Genomic DNA, 16103 nt, shown 5'->3' with positions numbered 1-16103 from the left:
CTGATGGACACTTGCCTATCCGTTTTTTTCATTATAAGATGACGTTGCACTTGAAATTTCGGGTTATACCGACTTTTATACAGGACATTTCGGACATTTTACATTCGAAACATGGAGTGATCACGATGACTATTCAACGCACAATCGACTTATCTCAAGGCGACAACTATTTTCGACCCGAAGTTCCCATATTTGTGAACAGGGCGGTTGAATCTTTTTACAAAATCGAACATCGACATGACTTTATTGAAATCAGCTATGTCGCCGAAGGTTCCGGCACTCATTATATCGGCGATCAGACGTTGCAAGTCCATCAAGGAGATATATTCCTGATACCAGTCGGGGTCTCCCATGTATTTCGTCCTGCTACCACATCAATCAGCCGTCCACTCATCGTCTACAACTGCGTGATGGCGCAAGAATCGATTCGCCTGCTGCTGCTGAGCTTCCCGGGAGGAGTTGCGCTTGCGACACTGCTCGATGAACCCGATTGGATACAATACCGCGATGCGTTCGGTGAATTCCGAAGGTTGTTTCTGAAGCTGTACGATATCTACACAACGAGGCGTCCAGGCTGGAACACCGGACTGCACTTGGCCGTCATCGAGCTGCTTCTGTTTCTGCATAGTTACCAGGACGGGCAATCTGCAACTACGCAGCAAGCCGGTTTACCAAATATGGAGGCGGCGCTCCATTTTATCCATAACCGCTTCCATTCTCCCCTTACATTAATAGAAGCGGCTGAGCTGTCTGGACTTGGAGAGCGACAATTCCATCGAAAATTCAAGAGTCGAACCGGCATGACGTTTATCGATTATGTCCAATCGGTCCGGATCGACGAAGCATGCCGCCTGCTCCGTTCAACCGATCGCAAAGTAGCCGACATCGCTTCTTCCGTCGGCTACCAGGACATTACTTTTTTCAATAAGCTGTTCCGAAAAAAAACGGGCATTTCACCGAGGGAGTATCGGAAAGAACTACAGTTGTGAGATGTTTTCGATCTGCCAGGCATCCACAAAGGTGAGTCTTCTAAGGTGGAATACTTTTGTTGATTTATTTATGCAAGTTCCCGAATGAACTTCACAACTCTCGACGGGAATATCTATTGCAAGCTCAGATACGTGATCGGGGGCCGGCTCTAAGATACGATGTTTAACTATTTTATCTCCCGAAAAAATAGGTGTTACATTAGTGCTTGAGACAAGCATGAGCGCAGACATCAGTCCTTGATCCCGATAATGGCCGGCAAGAAAATACGCATCAATGATTTGATAAGGGGTCAATCTCATCATCAATGCACTTAAAGTTCCTGAAGCCTTGTTTGCCATTATTTGATGACCTAAGTCGACATTGTTTTTCGAATGTGTGGTGCTTCCAATAAAATGAATGCAAAAATGGCCCTTGAAATCATTGTCTGGAATACCGTCGCCTCCGTGAGGCATCCCGTTCATTGACGCCGCAAATGATCGACCATTCGATTGTACGAGGATCGCCCTCCGGCTCCAACTCCATTTTCCTCCATAGATTTTTTTCATCGTTTCCGAATCTGATTTCGTCAGAGGTTGGACATCGGCATGACTACTTCCCGCTCTCCGTTGACCTTGGAACCTCAGCCCTGTTTCAAGATCGATAACCGTAAATTTGGCCAGGCGGGGCAGCAGCTCATTTACTTCACTCCAGCGAAGAGGTTCGCCATAATGTTGGCTTCGAAGCAACCGGGCTTGATTAAGCAGTTCAGTACGGGCTTTTGGTTTAAGCTCGACCATGTTTCCGTTGCTCTCATGGAGATTTCCCGAGGTATCCAATATGAAATCCATATTTTCCCCATGGCAGCTCGCATGAAGAGTAACGTCAGTGGCCTGAAAAGCATATTTTTTTTCGTAGTCCTTTGTACCGTTTAGCAAAACGCAAGACAGCTTGCGACTAGACGAATATTGGGCATCAGGCGACGATTTAACGGATATTTGTATTTCCGGTTTATCAGCATGCGCCGTACTGGGCTGATATGTAAAAATCAATACGGATACAGCAATGATAAGAAAATAGGGGAGCATTTTTTTGTACAAATTGTTATAGCACATGTTTTATTCTCCTTTTGGAAGAATGGGATGGATTGAGCCTAATTGGTAAAGCTACAAGTGAAAATCGAACCTTGGGGTTTAGTATGGTGACAACATTATATGGCTATTCAGCTAAAGAAATAATGATCGGATGTGTGATTCCTTGAAAATGATAATGATTTGCTTAATTATCCTCTTCTTTGTGCTTGTTCCAGAGGAATCCACTTCGGCAACAAATCAGGATTTTTTATTTTCCTTTGCCGTATTAAGCGATATTCATATCCAATCCTTTGATCGCCAATCGCATCAGCTGTTTCTCCGTTCACTTGAGGACCACAAGTCCATTAGCCCGCAAAGTTCGCTGCTCATCCTTAATGGAGACTTAACGGATGGTTTCGATCATGATTATCGGAAGTTGAAGGAACTGTTGCGGAGAGTCCCGCATCCAAACCTTTTTGCTACGATGGGCAATCATGATTATTATCAGCTTTGGGACCGTCGCCATTTTGGAAAAAAACTTAACCCAAGTTGGTCCAGCGAAAAAGCCAATAAACTATTTTTATCGCACTTTAAATACAATCAAGTGTTCCATGACACTTGGCTAAACGGCTGCCATTTTATATTTTTAAGCGGCGAGCGATACAGGGATGTAGACAAATCCGTTGGGGAGTCTGCTTATTTGAGCAAGGAGCAATTACGGTGGTTAGAGGAACGTCTTCGAGACAAGCCCTCTCATCCAGACAATGAGATGATTCCTACTTTTGTTTTTTTGCATCAGCCCATAGAGAACACGATATCTGCAAGCGATGAAGGATTATTTAACATACTGGACAATGTGAAGAGGCAAGTATTCCTGTTCTCGGGACATACTCATCAGGATCTCGAACAGCCTGAAGCAGTGAGTAACGGCCATATTCACATGATTAAGAGCGGTTCCGTCAGAAATGTTCTTCGGGATAAGAACAAAGTCGATAAAAGCGAAAGCTTGGCGGTAGAGGTGTACCGTAATCGGATAATCATTAAAAAAAGGGAACATCTAAAAAGACGATGGATATTGCCGCATACGATTATCGATTTGCGGAATAGCCAGGTACCTCCACTGGATACAATATCCTCGGAGGTGAATCCGTGATGAGATGCGTCTATTGCGAAAATGTGCAGCAGGTTAAAGGAAAAAATCATAAATGCTACGTTTGCTCAATCGTTAGAGTGGATAAGCGAAGTAAGTTGTACAAGTAAGCATTAACGAGTGTCTGTTACCTAAATCCCCCTCATCAAAGTGTCACTCCGGGCTTAGCGCACATACATTAAATAAGCGTGAACCGGGAGGGGATTAATTTGGACACCGAAAAGGTACTGCGTGATATCGAAATCGCCCGGCTTGCATTTTTAGGGGCCTCCATAGCCACATTAGGCGATGGGATTGCCGCTCTTGCAGCCGGATTGGCGTTAGATGCATTAGAGCAAGATTTTCAAGGCCAAAATCGTAGTCGTAATCTTCTGGATGGCGGATCAACGCAACGACAGCTTGATCACTTTATTAACGAGCTGATTAAAATCAGGAATACAGTGGGATAAGTGGATCAGAACGCTAAATCCATCTGTATAAATTGGGTTTCCAGTCACATAATAGTAAAAACGCAAAAGGAGCCCATAATCATGATATTAAGACGGATTGTTGCTATAGCGCTGAGCACTGCGCTTGTTTTCACTGTAACGCCGGTAGTTAATTCTGTTTCTGCAAGTGAGGAAAAGAAAACGGAATGCATTAGCCCGGAGATCATGAAGCTGAAGAGCGATATGCAGAAAGTATGGATCAATCATACCATCTGGACGAAAAGTTATATTGTCAGCGCAATATCCGGTCTAAAAGATCAAGCGGATGTTTTGGAACGGCTCCTACGGAACCAACAAGACATAGGCGATCTTATTAAGCCTTATTACGGTAACGCTGCTGGCAATAAATTGGCAGAGCTTCTCCGGGAACATATTCTTATCGCAGGAAAAATAATTACTGCAGCAAAAGCTAACAATCAGGCAGAGGTAAAGAAGTTGGAGGCTGCTTGGCATAAAAATGCGGATGAAATAGCTAAGTTTCTAAGCTCGGCAAATCCAAATTGGACGTTTAAAGAACTACAGGACATGCTGTACAAACATCTCCAATTTATAACGGAAGTCGTACTGAGTTATCTCAAAGGGGATTGGAAAGCCGCAATTGCAGCAACAGATCAGAATGAAATACATATGATTCACTTTGCCAATATGCTTACAGAGGGAATTGTCAAACAGTTTCCGGAAAAATTCTAAAGAATAGGGTAGCGAACTACTCGATTCATCTCCCTCCTCTACGCTCACTTTCGTCCGTTCGGAAGTTTAGAGGAGGGAGATTTTTTGAGTGGGTCTGTTTATATATAGAGTTGCAAAACAAAGGATTGCTATGATAATATATCAACCAAAACTTTGGTGGTGAAAACAATACTAAAAGTAGACCGTGAAGATGCCCGTCCCATCTGGCAGCAGCTTCTGGATCAAGCGATCCATCATATAACGACCGGAAAATGGAAACCAGGCGAATTGCTGCTCCCCTCTCGCGAGTTCGCGTTACAGCTTGGCGTTTCCCGTTCTACTGTTCAGATTGTCTACGAAGAGTTATTCAGCCGTGGATACACAGTAACTTCCCGTAGGGGAGGAACAAGAGTTAATCAGCGGATCCGTGCCGTATCTCCATTAGAGGATGGGGAAATCAAAGGACCCGATCTACCAGATTTGCCATTCCTTCATGTTTCCATAGGCCATTTACATAGTTGGTTTGGCAATAAAGAAAGGGTTAATCCCGAAATTGATTTCAGTCCCCATGAGCCTTATTTAGATGAACAATTTCAAAGGAATTGGAGACAGTCCTATTTACAAGCTTCAACGAGAACTGATTTGAATATTTGGGCTTACGGCGATGCCAAAGGTTATCTGCCCCTGCGGGAACAGATTCAACGATACCTGTCATTTGAACGAGGCATTCATGTTCACGTCGATCAAATTCTATTGACATCTGGCGCTCAGCATAGCATCGATTTGATTGCCCAAGCCCTTTTGCAAGAAGGGGATGCCGTCACCGTTGAAGATCCAGGATTCCCCGCTGCATGGATGGCGATGCGTTATCGAAAAATGCATGTTACACCCGCGCCAGTTGATGAATTTGGCCTTTGCGTTGACGAGATTGACCCGCAAACCAAGCTTGTGTTTGTTACGCCATCCCATCAGTGTGCGGTAGGTGTCATTTTGTCAGAACCACGCCGACAACAATTAGTGCAGATGGCTGCTCAATCTCAGTTTTGGATTGTAGAAGATGATTACGACAGCGAATTTCGTTATCGCGGGGACCCGCTTCCTACCTTGTTTAGTCAGCGGCCTCAAAATACATTGTATATGATGAGTTTTTCCAAGATGGTCGCACCGGGAATTCGGATCTCAGCCATTATCGGGCCACATAAAGCCATTGATCGGCTTACCCAGGTCCATGAATTGACTTATCGCCATCTTCCCATTATGGAACAATTAACGCTTGCACATTTTATTGAACAAGGTCATTTTATGCGCCATATGAGGCGAGTGCGAAATGTGTATAGACGCAGGCATGAAGCCATGACGAAGGCCATTGCCGCGGCTGGGTTGAGCGAACGCTTTACGCTAAGCGGCGTCGAGACCGGTTTACATATGCTTCTTGAGGCTGCTCGTTCGTTTGACGAAAAAGCAGTGACAAAATTGGCGTATAAAGAGGGCATTCGTATCTACCCGCTAAGCAAATATTGTATCGAAAGCGACCGTAAAGGATGGGTGCTTGGATTTGCTAAAGTAGATGAAGCCGCCATCGAGCAAGGTATTGAGCGTCTGGCAAGGATACTGTTACAATAAGTATCCTTGCCAGTTTTTCCTAATCATTCCCGCGTTTGTTTTCGTTCCAGTAATATCGATCCGGCAAGTAGCGTTGGCCAAATACACTTGTCCCTATCCGGATAATGGTGGCTCCTTCTTCAATAGCCGCTTTGAAATCACCGGACATCCCCATCGAGAGAATGTCCAATTTTACGCCGGGATATTTTTTCTCTTCCATTTGCGCTTGAATGTTTTTTAACAATCGAAAACAATGCCGTGTTTCTTCGTTTGTGGCATTTAATTTACCAATTGTCATCAAACCCCTTATGTTTAGTGTTTCGAATTGGGATAATTGTTCGATCAAATCCTGCGCTTTTTCCGGTGGGACTCCGAATTTGCTAGCCTCATAAGACGTGTTGACTTGCACTAGAATATCCATGGTTTTGTTCATTTTTGTAAGCTGTTGGTGCAGGGCCAGCCCCAGCTTTAAACGATCCACAGAGTGAATGAGTGTCACATATTTCACAACATCCTTCACTTTGTTCGTTTGCAAATGTCCGATAAAATGCCATTCCACCTGTTGATGCTGCTGCATAAGCGGGAACTTGTCCCGCAGTTCTTGCGCTTTATTTTCACCAAATAACGTTTCTCCCGCCTGCATAGCTCTGTTCAATTTTTCTAGCGGAACGGTTTTGGTTGCCAGTAACAATTTCACATCTTCTATGCGACGACCGGAAGCGCGGCAAGCCGACTCCATCTCCTGCTTAATTGTTTTTAAGTTTTCCTCCACAAACTGATCCATGTTTTCTCCCCTCCTTAATCGCGTCAGTCAAAGATGATCTCTCTTACACGTTTGATTTCGGGAATTTCCAGCAATGCTTCTATGACATTCGCGGATGCCTTATGATCCATTTTCAGGATCATGACCGCGGAACCGCCTATTTCATTGCGCCCCACTTGCATCGTTGCGATATTAATACCGTTATTGCCTAGCAAATTTCCAACGCGTCCAATGATGCCTGGTTTATCATTTTGTGAAATTAACAAAACATACCCTTCGGGAGTAATGTCGACCGGATATGGCCCGATTCGAGTAATCCTTCCCTGAGCGCCAGGTAAAGCAGAACCCGATACCCATCTCTCCTCAATCGTTGTCTTTAATCGAATCGTAATTTCGCTTGTAGAACTTTGGGCCAAGACTGATTTTCGTATCAGCAAATGAATATCCCGCGATTTTGCCAAGTGAACGGCATTGACGACATTGACCCGCTCCGAACCGAGATGATGGGAAAGCAATCCCTTAAGCACATAGGGAATCAGCAGCGATGTATCCAGATCGGCAAGGTTCCCTTCGCATTCTACCGCAACTTCACGCACCGCTCCGTCGGTCATCTGGGCCAGTGATTTTCCAAGTTGCTCGCACAATGCGAAGTAGGGTTGCAATTTGTTCAGAAGTTCTTTTGGAACAACGGGCATATTGACCGCATTTTTAAACGGTTCATTTCGCAATATATGAATAACTTGCTCGGACACATCTAGAGCTACATTCTCTTGAGCTTCCAAGGTAGACGCGCCTAAATGCGGAGTAACAATGATTTTGGGATGTTTTAAGAAGGGGTGTTCTGCCATTGGAGGCTCATTTTCAAATACATCGAAAGCAGCGCCGGCAACAATTCCCTTGTCCAGCGCCTCCATAAGCGAAACTTCGTCAATAATGCCTCCGCGAGCGCAGTTAACAATTCTCATCCCCCGCTTCATAACATTGAATTGAGGTCTGGCAATCAAATGATGCGTCTCTTTTGTTAATGGCGTATGTACGGACAAAAAATCTGCAGTCCTGATGATTTCGTCCATTGTCAAAAGTTTGATGCCCAATTTGTCAGCTCTCTCTTTTGTTAGATAGGGATCATAACCAACAATATCCATTCCAAACGCCGCAGCGCGTTTGGACAATTCTATGCCAATGCGGCCAAGCCCCAGCACGCCGAGCACCTTATTTCGTAATTCGACGCCGAGAAATGATTTGCGATCCCAATGGCCGGCAATGGTTTTGGCATAAGCTTGCGGAATATGTCTTGCCAGTGCCATCATCATCGCAAAAGTATGCTCGCATGTCGTAACCGTATTGCCGTCAGGCGCATTGACCACAATAATTCCCCTGCTTGTGGCTGCTTCCAAATCAATATTGTCTACTCCTACTCCTGCTCTGGCTATTACTTTTAAACGACTTCCAGCCTCCATGACGCGGCGGGTAACTTTGGTTTGAGAACGAACCAACAGCGCATCATAGGATGAAATAATGGATATAAGCTCCTCTTCGCAAAGTCCTGTAATTTGAGACAGCGCTACATCCTCAGCGCCTATCAATTGCTGTAATCCAAAATCGCTAATAGGATCCGTGACCAGAACTTTAAACATACGATCCCCTCCTCGTAGAATACCATGCCAGTATATCAGCCGATGGATTGGATATACATATCCATAAAATCAAAAACGAGCAGTCCAAATAAAAAATGAAAAAGCCCATAAAAAAATCGTCTCAAAAATCATGGTTTTGAGACGACTTGAAACGACTTGGAATAACAACGAGTCCAGTTTGTTAAAATAATGTAGCCCGCCCATTAAGTCAATCGAGGAGCCCATGTCCATGAGCGATTCCGCATCGAAGCGTCACGCATCGAAGTCAGACGACAAACAAGGCAATATGTCCTGGTGGCAATTGGCCTTGTTCGGTTTGGGGACAACCACTGGAACAGGATTTCTGCTGGGCTCCAGCCTGGCCATTGAAAAAGGCGGTTTCTCCGTCATTCTCAACTTTTTGCTGGCAGCCGTCGGTACCTTTATCGTATTTCAGGCACTGGCGAAAATGATTGCCCAGCACTCCGAAAAAGGGTCGTTTCGAACGTATTCCAAGCAAGCATTCGGACATTGGGCGGGCTTCAGTCACGGCTGGGTATACTGGTCCTCCGAGATGCTTATTCTCGGAAGCCAATTGACCGCCATCGGTTTATTCACGCGATTCTGGTTTCCGAATCTCCCGCTGTGGATGCTAACCAGCGGTTATGCCGTATTAGGAGTCGGAGTTGTCTTGCTCGGTACGGCTTGGTTCGAGAAAACCGTCAATGTGCTGGCTATTGTCAAAGTAGCGGCAATCGTAATGTTTATCCTATTGGCCTGCCTCGTCATTCCCGGTTTTCTGGGTTCGGAGAATGCGCATACGCATGCGCCAAATTCGTTTCAAGGCATCTTCAAAGGCGGTGCGATGGGCGTTTGGACAAGCTTGATTTACGTTTTCTTCTGCTTTTCGGGCATTGAAGTGATGGGTATTATGGCAGCGGAATTAAAAGAACCCAAGGAGGCGCCGAAATCGGGGCGTTTGATGATTGCCATCATTACGTTCCTTTTTGTTGTTTCCATCGGACTGGTGCTCTTTGTAACGCCCATTGATCAAATCACTACGCAAGAAAGCCCCTTCGTAACGGCATTAAAGGATCTGCATTATGAAGTGCTCGTCCATATTTTCAACGGTGTCCTGATCATCGCCGGATTTTCGGGCCTCGTCGCATCCCTCTATTCCGTTACTCTCGTGATGTCGATGATAGCGGACGAAGGCGATGCGCCGAAGTTTTTTTCCAAAAAAACCCGCAAACGAAAATTCCCCTACGGCTCTCTCCTGTTGACGTTAGGGGGAATGGCGGTATCCATCACGGTTGCTTTGCTGCTTCCCAATCGTGTATACGAATTTATTACAACAGCCGGCGGACTTATGTTGTTATACACGTGGCTCTATATATTGTTCGCTTCGTACAAGCTTTTGAAGCCGAATGCGTGGGGACGCGCGCAAAGCTATGTCGCAATTGCATTATTGCTTGCCGCGGTAGTCGGTACATGGTTTGACGGATCAACCAGACCCGGTTTTTTTATTAGTCTGGGATTCATTAGCGCCATCGGCATCGTCACCTTTTTTATGCGCAAACGATGGGCCGAATCAGAAAAATAAGGCCTGGATCGCTTGCCACTCAAAATAGAAGCCGAAGCCCAGCAAGCAAACGCCCGCCGCTCGCGAAATAAACACAAGCACGCCTTCATGCAGAAACTTTTGGAATACGCTGGAGATGGAAGCCATGGCGACATCCCACAGCATGAGTCCGATAAATATGCCCGAGCTGTATAGCAGCAATTCCAACGTGCCGTACCTCTGGGCGGTCGTAGCCAAAATCGAGCCGTAAATGCCAAGCCAGAATAAAATGCTGACCGGATTGGAAAAGGTCATAAGAAAACCGGCGTAAAAGGATTTTGTATGCGATTCATTGGAACGCTGCTCCGATAAGGATAACCTATCGTTTTTTTTGAAGCTTTCTACGCCTGTATAAATAAGAATAAACCCGCCGAACAGCCACAAAAATGTTTTGGCAAACGGCGTTTCCAGGAAATGAGCCAATCCGAAATAAATGAGCAGCATAAATACCGCGTCCGCGGCCATCGCGCCAAGACCGATCAGCCAAGCGTGCCAGAAGCCATGTTTGATGCCCTTCTCAAGCTGCGCCGCATTAACCGGACCGATAGGCGCCGCCAAAGAAAAACCAAGCAAAACGTAACTTAAAAAAATGTTCATGCGCATACCCCATTCTACAGAGATAACTGTACTTGTACATCCTATTGGGGACTTGTCTGCACTAGAACCTGGAAATGCAGGGGATAGGACAAAGCGAAAATAATGCATGCGACATGGATAATAAACGACGGTGAAACACATTTTAGTAAAGCGGATCCAGAAGGCGCGAAAATGGCGATTTCAAGAAACGGAGGTGCAATGAATATGGAAATGTCGTACGGAAACGATTACCATTTTCTACCTGTTACGTCCGTTCGAAGCGGCGAAGGCGTAGAAGTAAGTCCGGACTTGTTCCAATTGACGGTCCAAATCGTTAACGTTGCTTTTATCGGCAATCCGGAACACGGAGACTGGGTGTTGGTGGATGCCGGGATGCCGAATCGAGCGAACGATATCATCGAAGCGGCGGAGGAGCGTTTCGGAAGCGGCAACCCGCCGCAAGCCATTGTGTTGACACATGGCCACTTTGATCATGTCGGCTCCATTATCGAATGTATCGAGCATTGGAACGTAGACGTCTGGGCTCATAAAGCGGAACTTCCATATTTGACCGGCAAACAAGCCTACATGCCTCCCGATCCGACCGCTGATTCCGGACTAGTCGCCAAAATGTCGCCTTGGTTCCCGAACGAGCCCATTCAACTCGGCAGCCGCGTCCATGCGCTCCCTTCCGACGGCACGGTGCCGCACCTCCCTCAATGGCAATGGCTGCTCACCGCCGGGCATTCCCCCGGGCATATCTCGTTGTTTCAGGAGAGCGCAAGGGCGCTTGTCGCAGGGGATGCTTTCGTGACGGTGAAGCAGGAGTCGATCTATAACGTTATTCTGCAAGAACTCGAAATCAACGGTCCGCCCAAATACTTTACCCCGGATTGGCACGCGGCCAAAGCCTCGGTAGGCAAGCTGGCCAAACTGAACCCCGCATTGGCGATTACCGGTCACGGCAAACCGGTCGAAGGCGATATATTAACGGCCGGTCTTCGGCATTTATGCGATCATTTCGACCGCATCGCCATGCCTCTAAACCATTAAACGCAAAGCAGGTGCAACCGCCATATACACGCAGCAAATCCTTTCTGCCCAGTCGCTTTAGCAACACAAACAAATAAAGCCCGCTAATGGCAGCGGGCTTCGTGGAAAGCATAGTGTGGGTAAGCTTCAAGACGCATACTATTCAAGCTCTTGATTAAGAGCCTGCTCTATGCTTGCAATTGCATTCGAGGCTGTTTCAAGCCCCGCCCAATACAACTTGAGATGATGAACCATAGCTGTCAGCTGGGAGCGCTTCATATTCATGTCGGAGTAGTATCGGTAGCTTGGCATAATTTCACGGAACATTTGATATCGTTTGGGCTCGCCCTGTTTGTTCTGCCGCTCCGACTGGGCCGCTTCTTTAACGCTAGGGATGGACAACGTCTGATTTCTCATAAACATCTGCGCTTCTCTCGATGTCAAAAAATCAACCAGCAATTTCGCCGCCTCCTTATGGGCCGACTGACTGCTGATGCCGATGCCTACGTTCAGAAGCAGCGTTTTTGGCGTCTCTACATAAGGAACAGGCGAGATATCGTATTCGAACGACGCCTGCTTTAGTTGATTCAATCTGAAATAAGTGGTGACAATCATCGATGTTCGTTCTTCCGAAAATAAACGCTCCGGATCCTGCGAGTTCTCGAATACAAGGGATGGCGCCGTGTATTCGTTCGTAAACAGCTCTTTTAACGTGTGAATGCTTTTGGTGAACGGCTCGCTTCGAAAATTAAACTGGCCCGCCTCGTCCCTTTGCAACTGAAAATCATGCTGCAGCAGCCAAAGCGGCCATCGATTGTTGGAATAAGGATAAAAAAAGAAACCCAGTCGCTTATGCTCTTCCCCGTTCTTGGACAATACTTCAGCGGCTCTGTAAAAGTCGCTCCAGGTCCAGCTGCTGTCCGGCTCCGCCAGCCCGGCTTCTTGAAAGTGTCTTCTATTGTAACAAAGAATAACCGGCGAAAAAGAAAACGGCTTGACATAACTCCGGCCTTCAATCGTGAACGCGCGATTGAGAAACGGATAGATGGCTTCGTCAATCGGCTGCTCCATCAGCATTTGCAAGCGGGATGTTTCATGAAAATGCTTAAAATCGTAAAAGTTCAACAAAACGACATCCAGCATTTGCTCTTCCATAAACTCAATGGCTTGATCGGCGTAATGATCCGTATGCATCGTCATGCGCTTAACCTGAATACGCGGATGCTTCCGCTCGAACATATCCAGCAAAGCCGCCATGTCGATCTCCTGGTCTACTTCAGGGTAATAGCAGAACCGAATGCTCGTCCTGCCGCTTCCTTCGCCCGGCTTCAGCACCATATTGCCGATTTTCGGTTTTTTGACGATAAGCCCTTCGTTTACGAGCTCCTCCAACCCTTTGCGAACCGATTTTTTGCTCAATTGAAACTGTTCGCCCAGCACGTCCTCCGACGGCAAATAACTCCCCGGAGCCAGGGTCCCGCTAAGTATATCTTCTCTAAGCTGATGAACCATCGTCTCGAGCCGCACTCGAAACGTGGTTCTGCTTGGCTTTTCCATACAATGCACTACCCTTCGTATAATACCGGACATATCTTGCAAAATTTCGGTACCTTATATACTTGGTAGTATATATCACTATTCATATGTTATCAATGTGCCTAAAGCAGGCGAAACCGACATAAATAAACCCTCGTACATGCTGGGAATCTCGTCAATATGCACGCTCTGATTCACCAGAGGGTTGATCGAGATGCGCTTCTCCCGCAAGAGCCGAATATATTCGCTCATATTTCTGCCTTCCGTCCAGCGTACATAACCCAGCGGATAGTCCTGACCGTCGGCTTCGTAGTTGCTGTCGTAACGTCCGGGACCGCCGGCTCGCGATATGCGAATTTCCGCCTCTTTCCGGAACATTTTCTCTCTCGAAAAATTCATTTCGAGATCGCCGACAATGACGATGTTGCCCCGGTCCCGTATCCAGTCCAGGCTTCCGTCAATCAACCCGTTGTTTTTGCCATTGGCCGCGAGCAGCACCGCATCCACTCCGCAACCCTCCGTCGCCTGATGAATGACGGCTTCAAGCTCTTCTAGCGATTGGGCGGTTCTGCCTTTGCTGAGCGATTCGAACAAGGCGCAGCGCTCCGCCTGCAAATCGTAAACAATCGTATCATAAGCCGCCGCGCTGGCAATTTGGGCCGTAATCTGGCCGATAATGCCCATCCCCACAATAACGACCGATTGGCCAAACTCCAGCCTGGCCTGCCGCAGCGCATGTATGGCGATAGCGCCGAGTCCGGCAAATGCGGCTTCCTTCATATCCACATCATCCGGCACAGGCGTTGCAAGATGCTTGGGCACCAGCATATATTCGGCATGACGGACATAAGGCGCGCCGTAGCAGGCTACGCGATCGCCCGGTTTGACGTGATGGACGCCCTCCCCCACCGCGCTTACAATGCCGCATGCGCTATAGCCCAGCGCAGCGGGTTGCTGATGATTGGACATCAGCATCAACCGCTCTGTACCGTTGCTTACGCCGGAATATACGGTCCGAACAAGTACGGAGTGAGCCTTCACCTCGGGGACAGGTACCTGTTGCACAATCGCCTTGCCTTTGTAGCTGAATATTGTCTTCATAGGACTGTCGAGCTTTTTCGTTTCGCTTATCTGCAATGGATTTATCATTATTCTTTTACTCCTCCAAGCATAACGCCTTTGGCAAAATATTTTTGCAGAAACGGATAGATGACGAGAATAGGCAACGTCGCTATGACTGTCGTCGCATATTTGATCGTCTCGGATACGCCGACTACGTCGCCGCTTCCGACCCCGCCGAGCATATCGTTGGTCTGCGAGGAAACGAGAATCTCCCTAAGCAGCAATTGAAGCGGATGCAACGAACGATCCTGCAAATAAATCATGGCGTCAAACCAGCTGTTCCAATGATAGACGGCGTAAAATAACGTCATGACGGCGACAACCGGCATGGAGAGCGGAAGCACAATACTCCACAGTATCCGGTATTCGCTCGCTCCTTCCATTTTGGCCGATTCGATAAGTCCGTCGGGTATGGTGGATTGAAAGAAGGTTCGCATCACGATCAGATTATAGGCACTGATTGCGCCCGGCAGCAGCAGAGCCCAACGCGTGTCGAACAAGCCAAGATCGCGCACGTTCAAATACATCGGGATAAGTCCGCCGCTGAAAAACATCGTAAATACAATAAAAAGCATAACGCCATTGCGGCCGTACAAATCTCTGCGCGACAACGGATAGGCGCCCAAGGTCGTCAGGACGAGGTTGATCAGCGTGCCCGCAAGGACATAGAAGATCGTATTGCGGTACGTGAGCCATACGCGAGAGTCGTTGAATACCCGTTCATAAGCCTCCAGATTAAATCCTTTGGGCCATAATGAAACGGCGCCGGAAGCAATGGATGCCGCATCGCTGACCGAGGACACGATGACAAACCAAAGCGGATACAGAAATAGAAACGATCCAACCACGAGCAATACTATATTGAAAGCGTCAAACAGGCGCTCCCCAATCGACTTATTGTAAGTCATCTGCGTTTCCCCCTACCATAAGCTGCTTTCCGCCTTCTTCTTGGCCAATTGATTCACCAGTACAAGCAGCGTAAAGTTAATCACTGAGTTGAACAGGCCTACGGCAGCGGTAAAGCTGTAGTTGGCTTCGGTAATGCCTCTGCGGAAAACAAAGCTTCCGATCACATCCGCCGTCTCATACGTTGCAGAGTTATATAACAAAATGATTTTGTCAAAACCGACAACCATGAAATTTCCGATATTAATAATAAGCAGAATAATGATGGTCGGCATGATGCCCGGCAATGTGATGCTCAGCATCTGTCTCCACCGTCCCGCCCCGTCGACTGCCGCCGCTTCATAAAGAGAAGGATTGATTCCCGATAGCGCAGCGAGGAAAATGATGGAGCTCCAGCCTACGCTTTGCCATATGCCCGACCCGACAAAGATGATCCGGAACCATTCCGGCAGAATCATAAAATTGATCGGTTCGCCGATCACGCCTATTGCCAGCAAGGAACGGTTAATGATGCCGTCCGGCTGCAGGAAGTCAATCAGCATGCCGCATACGACGACTAGCGATATGAAATGCGGCAAATACGAAATCGATTGCACAAATCGTTTAAAGATTTGATTTTTGAGTTCATTAAGCAGCAACGCCAATATAATGGCCGCCGGGAATCCGAATATAAGCTGATACAGACTGATCACAATCGTATTCCGCAATATGCGGACGAAAAAATAGCTTTCGAAAAATTGCTGAAAATGCTTGAAGCCGACCCAAGGACTGTCTCCAATGCCGAGGAAGGGCTTGAAGTCTTTAAAAGCAATAATCGCCCCGTACATCGGCTTGTAATGGAAGACAATAAAATATAAAACAACGGGAATCAGCATGATATAAAGCGATCGGTTTTTAATAACTCCTCGGAATGTCGCTCGCCGGACGCCTTTTTTCAAACGATCCGGAACTTTGTTATTCGATTTAGCCGCGTTAGCGTTCAT

General features: G+C 46.9%; 15 protein-coding genes. 7 read left to right on the top strand and 8 right to left on the bottom strand.

Annotated elements, in window-relative coordinates; translation table 11 throughout:
- The first annotated feature begins 125 nt into the window (after nucleotides 1-125).
- Nucleotides 126-989 (top strand): AraC family transcriptional regulator, encoded by an 864-nt coding sequence (locus B1748_RS02055; protein ID WP_179215326.1) that lies wholly within the window; start codon nucleotides 126-128, stop codon nucleotides 987-989.
- Here B1748_RS02055 and B1748_RS02050 read toward each other — a convergent pair.
- Nucleotides 978-2081, bottom strand: a complete 1104-nt coding sequence (locus B1748_RS02050) for a hypothetical protein (RefSeq protein WP_087566209.1) — start codon at nucleotides 2079-2081, stop codon at nucleotides 978-980. The two genes, B1748_RS02055 and B1748_RS02050, sit on opposite strands and share 12 nt — an antisense overlap.
- A 148-nt stretch (nucleotides 2082-2229) precedes the next feature.
- On the opposite strand from B1748_RS02050, the gene B1748_RS02045 reads away from it, so the two are divergent.
- The 4 genes from B1748_RS02045 to pdxR all read left to right on the top strand — a co-directional run bounded on the left by B1748_RS02045 (nucleotide 2230) and on the right by pdxR (nucleotide 5969).
- Nucleotides 2230-3192: a metallophosphoesterase family protein gene (locus tag B1748_RS02045; RefSeq protein WP_256975490.1), complete on the top strand. Its 963-nt coding sequence runs from the start codon at nucleotides 2230-2232 to the stop codon at nucleotides 3190-3192.
- A gap of 206 nt (nucleotides 3193-3398) precedes the next feature.
- Nucleotides 3399-3638, top strand: coding sequence for a translation initiation factor 2 (locus B1748_RS02040; protein ID WP_256975478.1), 240 nt, complete (start codon nucleotides 3399-3401; stop codon nucleotides 3636-3638).
- Between the two features lie 81 nt (nucleotides 3639-3719).
- Nucleotides 3720-4367 carry a glycosyltransferase gene (locus B1748_RS02035; RefSeq protein WP_087566206.1) on the top strand — a complete coding sequence of 216 codons (648 nt, stop codon included), beginning with the start codon at nucleotides 3720-3722 and terminating at the stop codon, nucleotides 4365-4367.
- Between the two features lie 168 nt (nucleotides 4368-4535).
- Complete coding sequence (pdxR, locus tag B1748_RS02030) at nucleotides 4536-5969, top strand: MocR-like pyridoxine biosynthesis transcription factor PdxR (RefSeq protein WP_087566297.1); 1434 nt, start codon at nucleotides 4536-4538, stop codon at nucleotides 5967-5969.
- A gap of 19 nt (nucleotides 5970-5988) precedes the next feature.
- Here the strand turns inward: pdxR and B1748_RS02025 are convergent, their stop codons facing one another.
- Together B1748_RS02025 and serA are read right to left on the bottom strand one after the other, a co-directional pair.
- A complete protein-coding gene (locus B1748_RS02025; protein WP_087566205.1) occupies nucleotides 5989-6732 on the bottom strand; it encodes a YggS family pyridoxal phosphate-dependent enzyme in 744 nt (247 codons plus the stop codon).
- A gap of 23 nt (nucleotides 6733-6755) precedes the next feature.
- Nucleotides 6756-8348 carry a phosphoglycerate dehydrogenase gene (serA, locus tag B1748_RS02020; protein WP_087566204.1) on the bottom strand — a complete coding sequence of 531 codons (1593 nt, stop codon included), beginning with the start codon at nucleotides 8346-8348 and terminating at the stop codon, nucleotides 6756-6758.
- A 229-nt stretch (nucleotides 8349-8577) separates the two neighbouring features.
- Between serA and B1748_RS02015 the strand changes: the two genes are divergently transcribed.
- Nucleotides 8578-9930 carry an amino acid permease gene (locus tag B1748_RS02015; protein ID WP_087566203.1) on the top strand — a complete coding sequence of 451 codons (1353 nt, stop codon included), beginning with the start codon at nucleotides 8578-8580 and terminating at the stop codon, nucleotides 9928-9930.
- Here the strand turns inward: B1748_RS02015 and B1748_RS02010 are convergent.
- The gene (locus B1748_RS02010; RefSeq protein ID WP_087566202.1) at nucleotides 9919-10545 is read right to left on the bottom strand and encodes a LysE family translocator; all 627 of its coding nucleotides are present in this window, start codon (nucleotides 10543-10545) and stop codon (nucleotides 9919-9921) included. The genes B1748_RS02015 and B1748_RS02010 overlap by 12 nt on opposite strands.
- Before the next feature lie 198 nt (nucleotides 10546-10743).
- Between B1748_RS02010 and B1748_RS02005 the strand changes: the two genes are divergently transcribed.
- Nucleotides 10744-11577: an MBL fold metallo-hydrolase gene (locus tag B1748_RS02005; protein WP_087566296.1), complete on the top strand. Its 834-nt coding sequence runs from the start codon at nucleotides 10744-10746 to the stop codon at nucleotides 11575-11577.
- Nucleotides 11578-11715: 138 nt separating this feature from the next.
- On the opposite strand, the gene B1748_RS02000 is transcribed toward B1748_RS02005, so the two are convergent.
- The 4 genes from B1748_RS02000 to B1748_RS01985 form a co-directional block, all read right to left on the bottom strand.
- Nucleotides 11716-13113 carry an extracellular solute-binding protein gene (locus tag B1748_RS02000; RefSeq protein ID WP_179215324.1) on the bottom strand — a complete coding sequence of 466 codons (1398 nt, stop codon included), beginning with the start codon at nucleotides 13111-13113 and terminating at the stop codon, nucleotides 11716-11718.
- Nucleotides 13114-13191: 78 nt separating this feature from the next.
- Nucleotides 13192-14241, bottom strand: a complete 1050-nt coding sequence (locus B1748_RS01995; RefSeq protein WP_256975477.1) for a zinc-dependent alcohol dehydrogenase — start codon at nucleotides 14239-14241, stop codon at nucleotides 13192-13194.
- On the bottom strand, nucleotides 14241-15122 hold the full coding sequence (locus tag B1748_RS01990; protein WP_087566200.1) for a carbohydrate ABC transporter permease: 882 nt from the start codon (nucleotides 15120-15122) through the stop codon (nucleotides 14241-14243). The genes B1748_RS01995 and B1748_RS01990 overlap by 1 nt, the downstream gene beginning before the upstream one ends.
- 12 nt (nucleotides 15123-15134) lie before the next feature.
- Entirely contained in the window at nucleotides 15135-16103 is a 969-nt protein-coding gene (locus B1748_RS01985) for an ABC transporter permease (protein WP_087566199.1), read from the bottom strand.

The organism is Paenibacillus sp. MY03 (genome assembly GCF_002165585.1).
GTDB lineage: Bacteria > Bacillota > Bacilli > Paenibacillales > Paenibacillaceae > Pristimantibacillus > Pristimantibacillus agaridevorans.
This window is presented reverse-complemented; position numbering and strand designations above follow the sequence as displayed.